Below are 13,860 nucleotides of genomic sequence, written 5' to 3' on the forward strand. Positions count from 1 at the left end.
GTGACCCCACCGGTGCGAGGGGCCCGCACCCCTGCTGGGGGGCGGGCCCGTTCGCGTCTGCGTGCCGGGTGAACGGTGCCGGCCGGGAGGCCGACGATGTCAGAGCAGGCCCGCGAGGACGTCCGCGGCGTGGTCGATGCCGGCGCGGTCGACGTCGAGGTGGGTGACCAGCCGGATCCGGCGGGGGCTGACCTGGGAGACGAGCACCCCCTGCGCCTTCGCCGCCTCGGCGACCATCGGCGCGGCCACGTCCTCGAGCACGACCATGTTGGTCTCGACCGTCGCCGGGTCGACGCCGAGCCGCTTGGCCAGCAGGCGGGCGTGCTCGTGGTCCTCGGCCAGGCGGCCCAGGTGGTGGTCGAGGGCGTGGGTGCAGGCCGCGGCCAGCACGCCGACCTGGCGCATGCCGCCGCCGAGCCGCTTGCGCCAGAGCCGGGCAGTGGCGATCCGCTCGGCCGAGGCCACGAGCACCGACCCGACCGGCGTCCCGAGGCCCTTGGAGAAGCAGACCGACGCCGTGTCGGCCAGCCGGCCGTAGGTGGCGAGGTCCACACCCGAGGCGACGTGCGCGTTCCAGATCCGCGCGCCGTCGAGGTGGACGGCGACCCCGGCCTCCCGCGACCAGTCCCAGAGCCGCTGCAGCTGGTCGAGCGGCTGCACCAGCCCGCCGCCACGGTTGTGTGTGTTCTCGACGGCGACGGCGGCGGTGGCGGTCAGGTGCCAGTCGTCCCTGGGCCGCACCTGCTCGATCAGCTGCCCGGCGTCCAGCCGGCCGCCGTCGGACACCACCGTGCGCGTGGAGATGCCGAAGACCGCCGCCGCGGCGCCCATCTCGTAGGTGACCACGTGCGCGTCGGCGTCGCAGAGCACCTCCTGGCCCGGCTCGCAGACCAGGCGCATGCCGATCTGGTTGCCCATGGTCCCCGACGGTACGAAGAGCGCGGCCTCGTGGCCGAACAGCTCCGCCGTGCGCTCCTCGAGGGCACGGACCGAGGGGTCCTCCTCGTAGACGTCGTCCCCGACCTCGGCCTCGGCCATCGCCCGGCGCATCCCGGCGGTCGGCCGGGTGACGGTGTCCGACCGCAGGTCGACGAGCTCGGACGCCGCCTCAGCCACGGAGCATCTCGGCGACCAGGAACGCCAGCTCCAGGGACTGGCCGGTGTTCAGCCGCGGGTCGCAGGCCGTCTCGTACCGGCTGTTGAGGTCCGCGTCGCTGATCTCCATCGCGCCGCCGAGGCACTCGGTGACGTCCTCACCGGTCAGCTCGACGTGGATGCCGCCCGGCCAGGTGCCCAGCGCCCGGTGCACGTCGAAGAACCCGAGGACCTCGTCGACGATCCGGTCGAAGTGCCGGGTCTTGTACCCGGTGGGGGACTCGTGGGTGTTGCCGTGCATCGGGTCGCACTGCCACACGACCTGGTGGCCGCTGGCGGTGACCTTCTCCACGATGGGCGGGAGGACGTCGCGGATCTTCCCGTTGCCCATCCGGCTGATCAGCGTCAGCCGGCCCGGGACGCCGTCCGGGTCGAGCCGCTCGACGAGCTCGGTGGCCTGCTCGGGGGTCGTGCCCGGGCCGATCTTGACCCCGATCGGGTTGGCGATGCGGGAGAAGAACTCCACGTGCGCGCCGTCGAGCTGGCGGGTGCGCTCACCGATCCAGACGAAGTGCGCCGACGAGGCGTAGGCCCGGCCGTCGTCCACCCGCAGCAGCGCCCGCTCGTAGTCGAGGATCAGCGCCTCGTGGCTGTTGTAGAGCTCCACGCCGCGCAGGGCGGTGTCGTCGACCCCGCAGGCTTTCATGAACGCCAGCGCCCGGTCGATCTCGCGGGCGATCACCTCGTAGCGCACCCCCGCCGGGGAGTTGGCCACGAAGTCCTTGTTCCAGTCGTGCACCGCGTGCAGGTCGGCGAGCCCACCGCGGGCATAGGCGCGGATCATGTTCATCGCGGCCGCGGCGTTGGCGTACGCGCGCACCAGCCGGTTCGGGTCGGGGATGCGCTTCTCGAGCACCGGCTCGAGGGAGTTGACCATGTCGCCCCGGTAGGAGGGCAGGCCGAGCGCGTCGGTGTTCGACGACCGCGGCTTGGCGTACTGCCCGGCGACCCGGCCCACCTTGACCACCGGCACGCTGGCGCCGTAGGTGAGGACGACGGCCATCTGCAGCAGCGTGCGCGTGGTGCTCTGCAGGTGCGCGTCGGTGTTCAGGTCGAAGGTCTCCGCGCAGTCGCCGCCCTGCAGCAGGAACGCCCGGCCCTGGGCCACCTCGGCCAGCCGCCCGCGCAGCTCGTCGACCTCGCTGGGCGCGACGATCGGGGGCACCGAGGAGAGGGTGGACAGGACGGTGTCCAGCGCGGCGCGGTCGGGCCACTCGGGCTGCTGGGCGGCGGGCAGCTCCCGCCACCGGTCCAGGCCGGGGACCAGTTCCGCGGGGTCGGGGAGGGTCACGCTTTCACAGGGTACGGCGGTGTCCCCCCTCAGCCGAAGAAGACCTCCACCTCCCGGTACCGCTCCACCGGCACCAGCTTGAGCTGGGCGGTCGCCTCGGCCAGCGGCACCCGCACGATGTCGGTGCCGCGCAGCGCCACCATGACCCCGGACGCGCCGTCGTGCACGGCGTCGACGGCCGCCAGCCCGAAGCGGGTGGCCAGCACCCGGTCGAACGGGGACGGCGTCCCCCCGCGCTGGATGTGGCCGAGCACCACGCAGCGGGCCTCCCGCCCGGTGCGCTGCTCGATCAGCGACGCCAGCGCCGTGCCGATGCCGCCCAGCCGGACGTGGCCGAACGCGTCCGTCTGCCCGGTGGCCAGTACCAGGTCGCCGCCCTGGGCCTTCGCCCCCTCGGACACGACCACGATCGGCGAGTACCCGGACTCGAACCGGTGCTGGCAGTGGGCGACCACGGCCTCGACGTCGAAGGGCTGCTCGGGGATGAGGACGACGGTCGCGCCGCCGGCCATGCCCGAGTGCAGCGCGATCCAGCCGGCGTGCCGGCCCATGACCTCGACGACGAGCGTGCGGTGGTGGCTGTCGCCGGTCGTGTGCAGCCGGTCGATCGCCTCGGTGGCCACGCCCAGTGCGGTGTCGAAGCCGAAGGTGTAGTCGGTGGCGTCGAGGTCGTTGTCGATGGTCTTCGGGACGCCGACGATCGCGAGGCCCGCCTCGGACAGCTTGGCGGCCACGCCGAGGGTGTCCTCCCCGCCGATGGGGACGAGCGCGTCGATGCCCAGGCGCTCCAGGTTGGCCATCACCCGGTCCGCGCCGCCCTCCAGCGCGTAGGGGTTGGTGCGCGAGGTGCCCAGCACGGTCCCGCCGCGGGGCAGGATGCCGCGGACCGCCCGCAGGTCCATCGGCACGGTGTCGGCATCGAGCACGCCCCGCCAGCCGTCCCGGAACCCGACGACCTCGTCCCCGTGCTGGACGCCCTTGCGGACGACGGCCCGGATGACCGCGTTGAGCCCGGGGCAGTCACCGCCGCCGGTCAGGATGCCGATGCGCATGTGCGTCCTCCGGGAAGGGTTCTCGCTGCTCAGCGGTTGGTGCGGGCCATGATGCCGCACCGAGGGTCTGCGCACGCATGAGTCGGCTGATCGCGGTCACCGGCGCCACCGGCACCCTCGGCGGCCGGGTCGCCGCCCGCCTGGCCGGGCGGCGCGACGTCTCCCTGCGGCTCGTCGTCCGCGACCCCGCCCGCGCGCCGCGGCTGCCCGGGGCGCAGGCCGTCGCCGCGCCCGGCGGCTACGCCGACGGGCCCGGCCTCACCGCCGCCCTCCGGGGCGTGCACACCCTGTACCTGGTGTCGGCCGCGGAGGCCGAGGACCGCGTCCAGCAGCACCTGACCACCGTCGGCGCCGCCGCGGCCGCCGGGGTGCAGCGGATCGTCTACACCTCCTTCCTCGGAGCCGCGCCGGACGCGGTCTTCACGCTGGCCCGGCAGCACGCCACCACCGAGGACGCCATCGCCGCCACCGGCCTGCGGGCGACGTTCCTCCGGCACTCGATGTACGCCGACTTCGTGCCGTTCTTCGCCACCCGCGAGGACGGCCGGGCGGTGGTCGCCGCGCCCGCGGGCGAGGGCCGGGCGAGCTTCGTGTCCCGCGACGACCTGGCCGGCGTCGGCGCCGCGGTGCTGCTCGACGACTCGGGAGCGCTCGACGGCCGCGCCCTCGACGTCACCGGGCCGGCGGCGCTGTCGCTGGACGAGGCCGTCGCCGTCCTCACCGAGGTCACCGGCCTGCCCGCGGAGTACCGCCGGCAGACGGTCGACGAGGCGTGGGCGACCCGGCGCCCCTCCGGTCACCCGGACTGGGAGATCGAGGGCTGGGTGACCAGCTACCTGGCGATCGCGGCCGGGGAGATGGCCCCGGTGACCGGCGTCGTCGAGGAGCTCACCGGCTCCCCGGCACGGACGGTGGCCGAGCACCTGCGCGCCCACCCGGAGGACTGGGCGCACCTGCGCGCCTGAGCGACCGCGTGGCCGGAGGACAAGGGCCCTGTCGGCGCTCCGGGGGGCGGCCTAGCGTCGGCGCCGCTCGTCCCTGCGACCGCGGAGGTCCGCGATGGACACCCCCTACCAGGGCTCGGCCGACGTCCACGTGCTGCCCGCGAACCTGGCGCTGCCGGGGCTGGGCGTCCTGCCGGTCAACGCCTACCTGCTCATGGCCGAGGAGCCGGTGCTCGTCGACACCGGTCTCGGCGTCGACGCCGACGACTTCGTCGACGCGGTGAGCTCCATCGTGGCCCCGGAGCGGCTGCGCTGGATCTGGCTCACCCACGACGACGCCGACCACACCGGCAGCATCGCGCGGCTCATGGACCTGGCACCGAACGCGACGCTGGTCACCCACGGCTTCTCCGCCCTCCGGATGGCGACCTGGTGGCCCGTGCCGATGCACCGGGTGCACGCCGTCCGCTTCGGGGACGACGTCCACGTGGGCGACCGCACCCTGACCGCCGTCGCCCCGCCGCTGTTCGACAACCCGCTGTCGGTCGGGGTCCTGGACCGCTCCACCGGGGCGCTGTTCAGCGTCGATGCGTTCGGGGCGATCATCCCCGAGCCGGCCCGTGCCGCCTCCGACGTGCCGCCCGAGGCGCTGGCCGGCGGCATGCTGGGCTGGGCGACGTCGGACTCGCCGTGGGTGCACCTCACCCAGCCCGCCGTGTTCGGCGAGGTGCTCGACCGGGTCCGTCAGCTGCGGCCCACGCGGATCTTCTCGGCCCACCTGCCCGCCGCGGACGGCACCGAGCTCGAGGAGTTCCTCGCGGTGCTGGAGCGGGTGCCGGCCGCCGAGCGGTTCATCCCGCCCGACGCCGAGGAGTTCACCCGGATGATCGACGCGCTGACGGAGATGCAGCGTGCCGGGGTGCCGGTGCCGCGCACCGAGTCCGCGCCGCAGCCGAGCCCCGCCCGGCCGGGCGTGCGGCCCAGCTGACCGCCCGGCCCTCGGCTGTCGGCGGGAGACGCCATGACGTCGGCGACAGGTCCTCGGGCCGAGCGTCAGCTCCTACGGGTGAGCGGTGCGCTCCTCCTGGGCGGGTTCGTCTTCGCCACTGCCGTGACGGTGTTGTTCCACCCGGGCGGCGACGAGGACGTCCACGAGGTCATCTTCGCCGAGTACGCCGCGAGCGCATCGTGGACGTGGGTCCACCTCGCCCAGTTCGTCGGGGTCCTGGTCGCCCTCGGGGGCTTGCTCGTCCTGCACCTGGTGCTGCGGTCGCGGGCGCCCAGGTTGTCGACGTTCGCCGCCGGGCTGACCGTGGCCACGGCCGCCGTCTGGGCCGTGCTCCAGGCCGTCGACGGCATCACCCTCAAGCAGGCCGTCGACGCCTGGGTCGCCGCAGACGGCCCCGACAAGGGGGTCCGCTTCACCGACGCGGAGGTCGTGCGGTGGACCGAGTGGGGCGCGCAGAGCTACTTCCGCCTGCTGCTGGGCGCAGCCCTGCTCCTGTTCGGGGCGGCGATCCTCGCCACTCGGGTGCTGGTGGCCTGGGTGGGCTGGATCGCCGTCCTGGCCGGGATCCTGTCGGTCGCCGTCGGGGTGGACGTGGGCCACAGCGGCCTCGACAGCGGGATCCAGCGGAGCGCCGTACCCGCCTTCCAGGTCGCCGTGCTCGTGTTCGCCATCGGCATCGTCGTGACGGCCGCTCGCGGGCGGGCCGGTGAGCCCGCCGTCCGTTGACGCACGGCCGCTCGGACGGGGCGGCCGAAGGAGTCGTTCGGGCCACCCGTGGGAGGCCCTCCGGACGGTGCACGGGCACGGCGTCGCGGGCGCGGAGGGTGGCCTTGCGCCCTACTGCCCGCCGTCCCGCGGTGCGACGCTCGGGCTGTTGCACGGGGGCCGCACGACCGGAGGACGACGGCGATGACCGTGCCCACGAGCCCGCTGACCGACCTGGCCGACCCCTTCCCCGCGCTGGCCGCCCTGCGGGAGAGCGGTCCCGTGCGGCGCGTCGACGAGCGCCTGGGCCTGCCCGTGTGGGTGGTCGCCCGCTACGACGACGTCCTGGCGGCGCTGTCGGACCCCCGGTTGAGCAACGACCCGCACCACGCCACGGCCCTCACCGACCTCCTCGACGGGGACTTCCTGAGCCGCAGCATGATCGGCACGGACCCGCCGGAGCACACGCGGTTGCGGCGGCTGGTGTCCAAGGCGTTCACCGCACGCCGGGTGGAGGGGCTGCGCCCGCGGGTCCAGCAGATCACCGACACACTGCTGGACCGCATCACCCCGCAGGGCAGCGCGGAGCTGATCGGCGCGTTCGCGCTGCCCCTGCCGATCACCGTCATCGGGGAGCTGCTCGGCGTCCCCGAGGCCGACCGGGAGCGCTTCCGCGGCTGGACCGACGAGATGCTGGAGCGGCCGTTCGACCCGGACACCGACATGGCCCTGGTGACCGCGGCCCGCGAGCAGATGTACGGCTACCTCGCCGACCTCGTCGACGCCAAGCGCGCCCGGCCCGCCGACGACCTGCTCACCGACCTGGTGCAGGCGACCGACGAGGGCGAGCGGCTCGACCGGCAGGAACTGCTCTCGATGACCTTCCTGCTGCTGATCGCCGGCTACGTGACCACGGTGAACCTCATCGGCAACGGCACGCTGGCACTGCTGCGCTCCCCCGACCAGCTCGACCGGCTGCGCGCCGACCCGGCCCTCGTGCCGCAGGCGGTGGAGGAGGTCCTCCGCTTCGACGGCCCGGTGAACCCGGGGCTCAGCCGCTACACGGTCGAGGACGTCGAGATCGGCGGGGTGCGGATCCCCCGCGGCGAGATGGTCCTGCTCGCCGTCGCGGCGGCCGACCGGGACCCCGACCGCTTCCCCTCCCCCGACCGGTTCGACGTCGACGCGGCCGGGCCCGGGCACCTGGCGTTCGGCCACGGCGTCCACTACTGCCTGGGCGCGCCCCTGGCCCGCCTGGAGGGGCAGGTCGCCTTCACCGCGCTGCTGGAGCGGCTGCCCGACCTGGCCCTGGCCGTGCCCGAGGACGAGCTGCGGTGGTCGGTCAGCGGCGTGCTCCGGGGCGTCCGGGCGCTGCCCGTGACGTTCACGCCCACGCCCGCCCGGGCCCGGTGAGCCCGGCGGCTCAGCGGCGGGCGCCCTCCATCGCCCGCCAGCGGGCGAGGTTGTAGCGGGCGTCGACCAGCGCGTCGTGGGTGCCGCTCGGCTTGGGCGGCAGCGGCGGCTGCCCCAGGTCGTCCCAGCGCTGCCGCAGCTCCCGGGTGAACCGCGGGATGGGCCGCGGCAGCGCCGGCATCGCCCCCCACAGCTGGCACAGCGCGACGTGGTCGTAGGCGGCGTACCAGGCCCACAGCTCGACCTCCTCCCCCGGGCCGGTGAGGAAGGCCAGCAGGTCGTCGCGGATCCGCTGCCGGCTGCGCCAGGCCCGGTCGGCCGGCGGGGGCAGCTGGTCGAGCACGTTGCGCCGCACCCACGGGATCGCCTTGCCCGGGTCGAACTCGGTGCTCACCGCGTAGAACTCGCGCCCGGCCTCGTCGACGACGCCGATGGACACCAGGTCGATGGTGGAACCGTCCTCGATGAACTCGGTGTCGTAGAAGAACCGCCGCACGCCGATCACCGTAGGCGGCCCCTCCTGCGGGCCGCCGTGCTGCTGCCCCGGGGCCACCCTCGGTTAGGTTGCCCGCATGCCGGTGCTGGCGATCGACGCGGGGACGACAGGGGTGACCGCGCTGGTCGTGGGCGAGGAGGGCGACGTCCTCTCCCGCGGCTATCGGGAGTTCGCCCAACTCTTCCCCCGCCCGGGCTGGGTCGAGCACGAGCCCGAGGACATCTGGACGGCGACCCTGGCCGCCTGCCGCCAGGCGCTGGCCGGCGCCGATCACCGGCCGACCTGCGTGGGCCTCACCGACCAGCGCGAGACCGCGGTGGTGTGGGACCGGCGCACCGGCCGCGCGCCGCGGCCGGCCATCGTCTGGCAGGATCGGCGGACCAGCGGGATCTGCGACCGGCTGCGCGAGGCCGGGCACGAGCCGCGGGTCGCCGAGCTCACCGGCCTGCGGCTGGACCCGTACTTCACCGCCACCAAGTACTGCTGGCTGGCCGCCGAGGAGCCCGCGCTGTGGAACGGCGTCCGGGACGGCAGCCTCGTGCTGGGCACCGTCGACTCGTTCGTGGTGCACCGGCTGACCGGCGGGGCGGTGCACGTCACCGACCCGAGCAACGCCTCGCGCACGCTGCTCTACGACCTCGAGCGCGGCACCTGGTCCGAGGAGCTCTGCGCGCTGTTCGACGTGCCGCGGACCGCGCTGCCGGAGCTGGTGCCCAGCTCCGGCGTCGTCGGGACCACCGACCCCGACGTGTTCCTCGGGCTGGAGCTGCCGGTCGCCGGCATCGCCGGGGACCAGCAGGCGGCGCTGTTCGGGCAGGCCTGCTACTCGCCCGGCATGAGCAAGTGCACCTACGGCACCGGCTCGTTCGTGCTGCAGAACACCGGACCGGCGCCGGTCCGCTCGGACGCCGGGCTGCTGACGACCGTGGCCTGGGACCTCGGGGACGGGCTGGTCTACGCGCTGGAGGGGGCGGTGTTCGTCACCGGCGCCGCGGTGCAGTGGTTGCGCGACGGGCTGGGCCTGATCGACTCCGCCGCCGAGATCGAGGGCCTGGCCCGCACGGTGCCCGACTCCGGCGACGTCGTCTTCGTGCCCGCCCTCACCGGGCTGGGCGCCCCGTACTGGGACCCGCACGCCCGCGGCGCCGTCCTCGGCATCACCCGCGGCACCTCCCGGGCGCACCTGGCCCGGGCCACGCTGGAGGCGATCGCCTTCCAGGTGCGCGACGTGGTCGACGTCATGGCGTCCGAGGCGGGGCTGGCGGTCCCGGAGCTGTCGGCCGACGGGGGCGCCAGCGCCAATGACCTGCTGATGCAGCTGCAGGCCGACCAGCTCGGCGTGCCGGTCCGCCGCCCGGTGGTCACCGAGACCACCGCGCTGGGCGCGGCCTTCCTGGCCGGCCTCGGCACCGGCGTCTGGAGCAGCACCGGCGAGCTGGGCGACACCTGGTCGCTGGACCGCCGCTTCGAGCCCGAACCCGGACGGCGGGACGACGGGCGGCACGAGCGCTGGCGCGCGGCGGTGGCCCGGGCCGGCGGCTGGACCGCGTGAGCGCCGATCGGGGGGAGCGCCCCGCCGACCTGCCCCTGCGGGACAGCGACCTCGTCGAGTTCCTGCTCGCCCGGTTCGACGAGGACGAGGAGGCCGCCCGCTTCGTGCAGGCGAGCCCCGCGCCGACCAACCGGGCGCTGGTCGCCCACGTGCTGCGCGACGCCGCCGCCAAGCGCCAGCTCGTCGAGTACTTCCGGGACCTGGAGAGACGGGGCGGTCGCGGCGACACCATGGACCACGCGCTGCGGCTGATCGGCCAGACCTACGCCGACCACCCGCACTACCGCGACGAGTGGCGCCCCTGACGGGGGACGGTGCCTAGCCGGCCAGGGACTCCGGGGCGCGGTCGCCGGCCTCGTCGGCGGGCGGCTCCATCCGCCGGACCACCTCGGAGGCGCTGGCCCCGGTGGCGTCCATTGACTTCTTGACCATGGCGCCGTAGACGTCGACGTACTCCTGCGCCGACAGGGTCATGATCTCGTACATGATCTCGTCGGTGATCGACCGCTCCACGAACCGGTCACCGGCCAGCCCCTCGTAGCGGGAGAAGTCCAGCGGCTGCCCGAAGCGCACGCAGACCTTCGGCAGCCGGCGTCCCACCAGGGGCAGGGCGCGAGGCCGGTAGACCATCGCCACGGGCACGACCGGCACCCCCGTCTCCAGCGCCATCCGGGCCACGCCGGTCTTGCCGCGGAAGAGCCGCCCGTCGGGCGAGCGGGTGCCCTCCGGGTAGATCCCGAGCAGCTTGCCCTCACGCAGGATGCGCAGGCCGGTGCGGATCGCGTTCTCCGCGGCCGAGGCGTTGGTGCGGTCGATGGGCACCTGGCCGGCCCCGGTGAAGAAGGCCCGCTGCAGGAAGCCCTTCACCCCGGTGCCGGTGAAGTACTCGTTCTTCGCGAGGAAGGTGACCCGACGGCGCAGCGACAGGGGCATGAACACCCAGTCGGCCGCCGACAGGTGGTTGCTCGCGAGGATCGCGGCGCCCGTGCGCGGGACGTGCTCGACACCCTCGACCTGCGGCCGGAAGACCAGCTTCACGACCGGGCCGATCGCCACGAACTTGAGGAACCAGTAGAACAACACGCCTCCCTCTGGGGCTGCCAGACTAAGGAGCCCGGCGGCGGATGGACAATCGCAGGCCCACGTCGCCGTGGCGCCCCCGCCCGCGCTGCCAGGTCGGCACCCCCGCCGACGCCGAGGAGGACCCCCGTGCCCGACGACGCGGTGCCCGCTGCCGAGGCACCTCCCGCCGTGCGCCCCGGCGCCGAGCCGTTCGCGTTCCCCGGCGGACCGGCGGGGGCGGGGACGGGCGTGCTGCTGGTCCACGGCTTCACCGGCTCGCCGTTCAGCATGCGGCCGTGGGGCGAGCACCTGGCCGCCGAGGGCTTCGCCGTCCGGGCGCCGCTGCTGCCGGGGCACGGCACCCGCTGGCAGGACTGCAACCTCACCACCGAGCAGGACTGGGTCGACGCCGTCACCACGGCGTTCGACGCGCTGGCCGCCGAGTGTGACCGGGTGGTGGTCGCGGGGCTTTCCATGGGCGGGACCCTCGCGATCCGGCTGGCCGAGCTGCGACCGCGCGAGGTGGCGGGCCTCGTACTGGTCAACCCCTCACTGCTGACCGAGCGCCTCGACGCCAAGCTGCTGCCGGTCCTGGCCCGGCTCACGCCGAGCTGGAAGGCGATCGCCAACGACATCAAGAAGCCGGGGGTCGACGAGCGGGCGTACGCGAAGCTGCCCACCCGCGCCGTCCTCGGCCTGCGGCGGCTGTGGACGGCGACCCGCGCCGACCTCGGTGGGGTCACCGCGCCCCTGCTGGTGTTCCGCAGCGTCACCGACCACGTGGTGGAGCCCGCGTCGGTGCGCGTGCTGCTCGCCGGTGTGGCCAGCACCGACACGACCGAGGTGCTCCTGGAGGACAGCTACCACGTCGCCACCCTGGACAACGACGCGCCGCGGATCTTCGCCGCGTCCGTGGACTGGATCCGGGAGCGCACGCCCGCGCTGGAGGCCGGCGCGTGACCGGCCGGCGGGGACGGCGCGACAACGGTCTGGACGCCGCGCTCTGGACCCCGGTGCGCGACGTCGACCCGCGGGTGGGCGAGCACCTGCTCGACGTGCTCCGGGACGCGGGCATCGCCGCCTACCTGGAGCCCTCGGCCGACGTCGAGCCCTACACGCGCACGGTCTCGCTGCCCAGCCCGCCCACCGACCGGATCTTCGTCGACCGGGCGCGGTCGGCCGAGGCCCGCCCCCTGGTCGAGCAGCACGTCGACGAGCACGCGCAGGAGCGGACCCGCGCGGCGCGGGCGCCCCGGCGCGACATCGACGAGGACGCCGAGTGGGCCCGGATCGTCGCCGCGTTCGAGGCCGAGCACGGCCGGACGGTGGTGGACGAGGAGCCCTCGCCGGCCCCGCCGCCGGCACCGGCCGAGCCCGAGGTGTTGGACCGCCCCGAGGAGCACTACGAGCCCCCGCCGCCCCCGCCGGTGCCCGCGCCGGCGCCCGCCTCGCTGTACGCGGTGCTGCTGATCGCCGCGGGTGCGGTGCTGATCGTGGCCCCCCGCGTGCTGGGGTTGTCCTCGGACGTCGGGCTCGTGCTGGGCGTGGCCGCCGTCGTGGGCGGGGTCGGCGTGCTGGTGTCCCGGATGCGGGACCGCACCGTCGGCGACGACGGCGACGACGGCGCCGTCGTCTAGAGCGGGCCAGGGGCGAGCCGCCCTGCGGGGGTCGTGCCGCGGTGCGGGGGTCGTGCCGCGGTGCGGGGGCCGGAGGCTCCCCGGCGCGGTGCGGCGGGTGGGCTCCACGCCACCGGGGACGGCACCTGGTCGGGGTGGGGAGCGAGCCGCCCTGCGGGGGTCGTGCCGCGGTGCGGGGGCCGGAGGCTCCCCGGCGCGGTGCGGCGGGTGGGCTCCACGCCACCGGGGACGGCACCTGGTCGCGGTGTCGTCCGGAGGACGACGAGTGACATAGCCTCCGGCAGGTGGACGCACCGCACTCCACCACCGTCAGCCTGACCGGTCACCTGATGGACACCGGCATCCTGGCCCGGGTCCTCGACGACGTCCTCGAGTACGGCGGCGACTACCGCATCGAGGCCCTCGACCTGGGCCGGCAGCACGAGGACGAGTCGCGCGCCACCGTGGAGGTCAAGGCCCCCGACCCCGACCTGCTCGAGCGCATCGTCATGCGGCTGCAGACCCACGGGGCCAACACCGTCGACCCCGGGACGGCGACCCTCCGTCCGGCGCCGGCCGACGGCGTCTTCCCCGAGGACTTCTACTCGACGACCAACCTGGACACCTTCGTCCGGCTGGACCGGGAGTGGCTGCCGGTGGACCGCGCCGAGATGGACTGCGGGCTGGTGGTCGACCGGGGCCGCGACCGGCCGGTGGTGCGCACCGTCCCGGTGAGCGACGTGCGGGCCGGGGAGCTCGTGGTCTGCGGTGCGCACGGCGTCCGGGTGGAGATGCCGCCGGCAGTGGCCCGCGGCGAGGAGGAGGCGTTCGGGTTCATGTCCTCGATCGCCTCCAGCGAGAAGCCGCAGGTGGTCCTGGTCCGCCAGATCGCCGACCGGATGCGCGAGGTCAAGGCGGCCGGGCAGAAGGTGCTCTGGGTCGGCGGTCCGGCCGTCGTCCACACCGGGGCGGCCCCGGCGATGGTGCGCCTGGTGGAGGCCGGCTACGTCGACGTCCTGTTCGCGGGCAACGCGCTGGCCACCCACGACATCGAGTCGGCGCTGTACGGCACGTCGCTGGGCGTGGACCTGGCCAAGGGGTCCGGCGTGCCGCACGGGCACGAGCACCACATCCGGGCCATCAACACCATCCGGCGGGCGGGCTCGATCGCGGCGGCCGTGGAGTCCGGTGTCCTGACCGGTGGGGTCATGCACGCGATGGTGCGCGCGGGCAAGCCGTTCGTGCTGGTCGGCTCGGTGCGGGACGACGGCCCGCTGCCCGACGTGTACACCGACGTCATCGAGGGTCAGCGGGCGATGCGCGCGCAGCTGCCCGACGTCGGCTTCGCGATCATGGTGGCGACGATGCTGCACGCCATCGCGACCGGGAACATCCTCCCGGCGTCCGTGCCCCTGGTGTGCGTGGACATCAACCCGGCGACGGTCACCAAGCTGGCCGACCGCGGCAGCGCCCAGGCGATGGGCATCGTCACCGACATCGGCCTGTTCCTCGAGCAGCTGGCCCGCGAGCTCACCTGAGCGGAGTGCTGCGGGCGCGGGAACCGC

Annotated in this window: 14 protein-coding genes; 9 read left to right on the forward strand and 5 right to left on the reverse strand. The window is 74.7% G+C overall.

The window, feature by feature from the left end; all coding sequences use genetic code 11:
• Window positions 1-99: 99 nt before the first annotated feature.
• Genes ACI79C_RS23435 through ACI79C_RS23445 form a run of 3 tightly spaced genes read right to left on the reverse strand, consistent with a single transcriptional unit; the run spans window position 100 to window position 3,498 of the window.
• A complete protein-coding gene (locus ACI79C_RS23435; protein ID WP_456948100.1) occupies window positions 100-1,116 on the reverse strand; it encodes a threonine aldolase family protein in 1,017 nt (338 codons plus the stop codon).
• The gene (locus ACI79C_RS23440; protein ID WP_456948101.1) at window positions 1,109-2,446 is read right to left on the reverse strand and encodes a class II 3-deoxy-7-phosphoheptulonate synthase; all 1,338 of its coding nucleotides are present in this window, start codon (window positions 2,444-2,446) and stop codon (window positions 1,109-1,111) included. The genes ACI79C_RS23435 and ACI79C_RS23440 overlap by 8 nt, the downstream gene beginning before the upstream one ends.
• A 29-nt stretch (window positions 2,447-2,475) precedes the next feature.
• Complete coding sequence (locus ACI79C_RS23445) at window positions 2,476-3,498, reverse strand: 6-phosphofructokinase (protein ID WP_456948102.1); 1,023 nt, start codon at window positions 3,496-3,498, stop codon at window positions 2,476-2,478.
• A gap of 77 nt (window positions 3,499-3,575) precedes the next feature.
• Here ACI79C_RS23445 and ACI79C_RS23450 point away from each other — a divergent pair, with 77 nt between their 5' ends.
• From ACI79C_RS23450 to ACI79C_RS23465, 4 genes are all read left to right on the forward strand, one after another.
• Window positions 3,576-4,463 (forward strand): NmrA family NAD(P)-binding protein, encoded by an 888-nt coding sequence (locus ACI79C_RS23450; RefSeq protein WP_456948103.1) that lies wholly within the window; start codon window positions 3,576-3,578, stop codon window positions 4,461-4,463.
• 94 nt (window positions 4,464-4,557) lie between these two features.
• Window positions 4,558-5,430: an MBL fold metallo-hydrolase gene (locus ACI79C_RS23455; protein ID WP_456948104.1), complete on the forward strand. Its 873-nt coding sequence runs from the start codon at window positions 4,558-4,560 to the stop codon at window positions 5,428-5,430.
• Between the two features lie 78 nt (window positions 5,431-5,508).
• The gene (locus ACI79C_RS23460; RefSeq protein WP_456948105.1) at window positions 5,509-6,177 is read left to right on the forward strand and encodes a hypothetical protein; all 669 of its coding nucleotides are present in this window, start codon (window positions 5,509-5,511) and stop codon (window positions 6,175-6,177) included.
• A 183-nt stretch (window positions 6,178-6,360) separates the two neighbouring features.
• A complete protein-coding gene (locus ACI79C_RS23465) occupies window positions 6,361-7,569 on the forward strand; it encodes a cytochrome P450 family protein (protein ID WP_456948106.1) in 1,209 nt (402 codons plus the stop codon).
• A 10-nt stretch (window positions 7,570-7,579) separates the two neighbouring features.
• Here the strand turns inward: ACI79C_RS23465 and ACI79C_RS23470 are convergent, their stop codons facing one another.
• Entirely contained in the window at window positions 7,580-8,065 is a 486-nt protein-coding gene (locus ACI79C_RS23470; protein ID WP_456948107.1) for a polyadenylate-specific 3'-exoribonuclease AS, read from the reverse strand.
• 76 nt (window positions 8,066-8,141) lie between these two features.
• Between ACI79C_RS23470 and glpK the strand changes: the two genes are divergently transcribed.
• Window positions 8,142-9,617: a glycerol kinase GlpK gene (gene glpK / locus ACI79C_RS23475; RefSeq protein ID WP_456948108.1), complete on the forward strand. Its 1,476-nt coding sequence runs from the start codon at window positions 8,142-8,144 to the stop codon at window positions 9,615-9,617.
• Window positions 9,614-9,922: a DUF6221 family protein gene (locus ACI79C_RS23480; RefSeq protein WP_456948109.1), complete on the forward strand. Its 309-nt coding sequence runs from the start codon at window positions 9,614-9,616 to the stop codon at window positions 9,920-9,922. The genes glpK and ACI79C_RS23480 overlap by 4 nt, the downstream gene beginning before the upstream one ends.
• Window positions 9,923-9,935: 13 nt before the next feature.
• On the opposite strand, the gene ACI79C_RS23485 is transcribed toward ACI79C_RS23480, so the two are convergent.
• Complete coding sequence (locus ACI79C_RS23485; RefSeq protein WP_456948110.1) at window positions 9,936-10,700, reverse strand: lysophospholipid acyltransferase family protein; 765 nt, start codon at window positions 10,698-10,700, stop codon at window positions 9,936-9,938.
• Between the two features lie 126 nt (window positions 10,701-10,826).
• On the opposite strand from ACI79C_RS23485, the gene ACI79C_RS23490 reads away from it, so the two are divergent.
• From ACI79C_RS23490 to ACI79C_RS23500, 3 genes are all read left to right on the forward strand, one after another.
• Window positions 10,827-11,639, forward strand: coding sequence for an alpha/beta hydrolase (locus ACI79C_RS23490; RefSeq protein WP_456948111.1), 813 nt, complete (start codon window positions 10,827-10,829; stop codon window positions 11,637-11,639).
• Window positions 11,636-12,316 (forward strand): hypothetical protein, encoded by a 681-nt coding sequence (locus ACI79C_RS23495; RefSeq protein ID WP_456948112.1) that lies wholly within the window; start codon window positions 11,636-11,638, stop codon window positions 12,314-12,316. The genes ACI79C_RS23490 and ACI79C_RS23495 overlap by 4 nt, the downstream gene beginning before the upstream one ends.
• Window positions 12,317-12,600: 284 nt before the next feature.
• Window positions 12,601-13,833, forward strand: coding sequence for an ornithine cyclodeaminase, nickel-pincer nucleotide-dependent (locus tag ACI79C_RS23500; protein ID WP_456948113.1), 1,233 nt, complete (start codon window positions 12,601-12,603; stop codon window positions 13,831-13,833).
• The last annotated feature ends 27 nt before the right edge of the window (window positions 13,834-13,860 follow it).

This window comes from Geodermatophilus sp. SYSU D00697 (assembly GCF_054050175.1).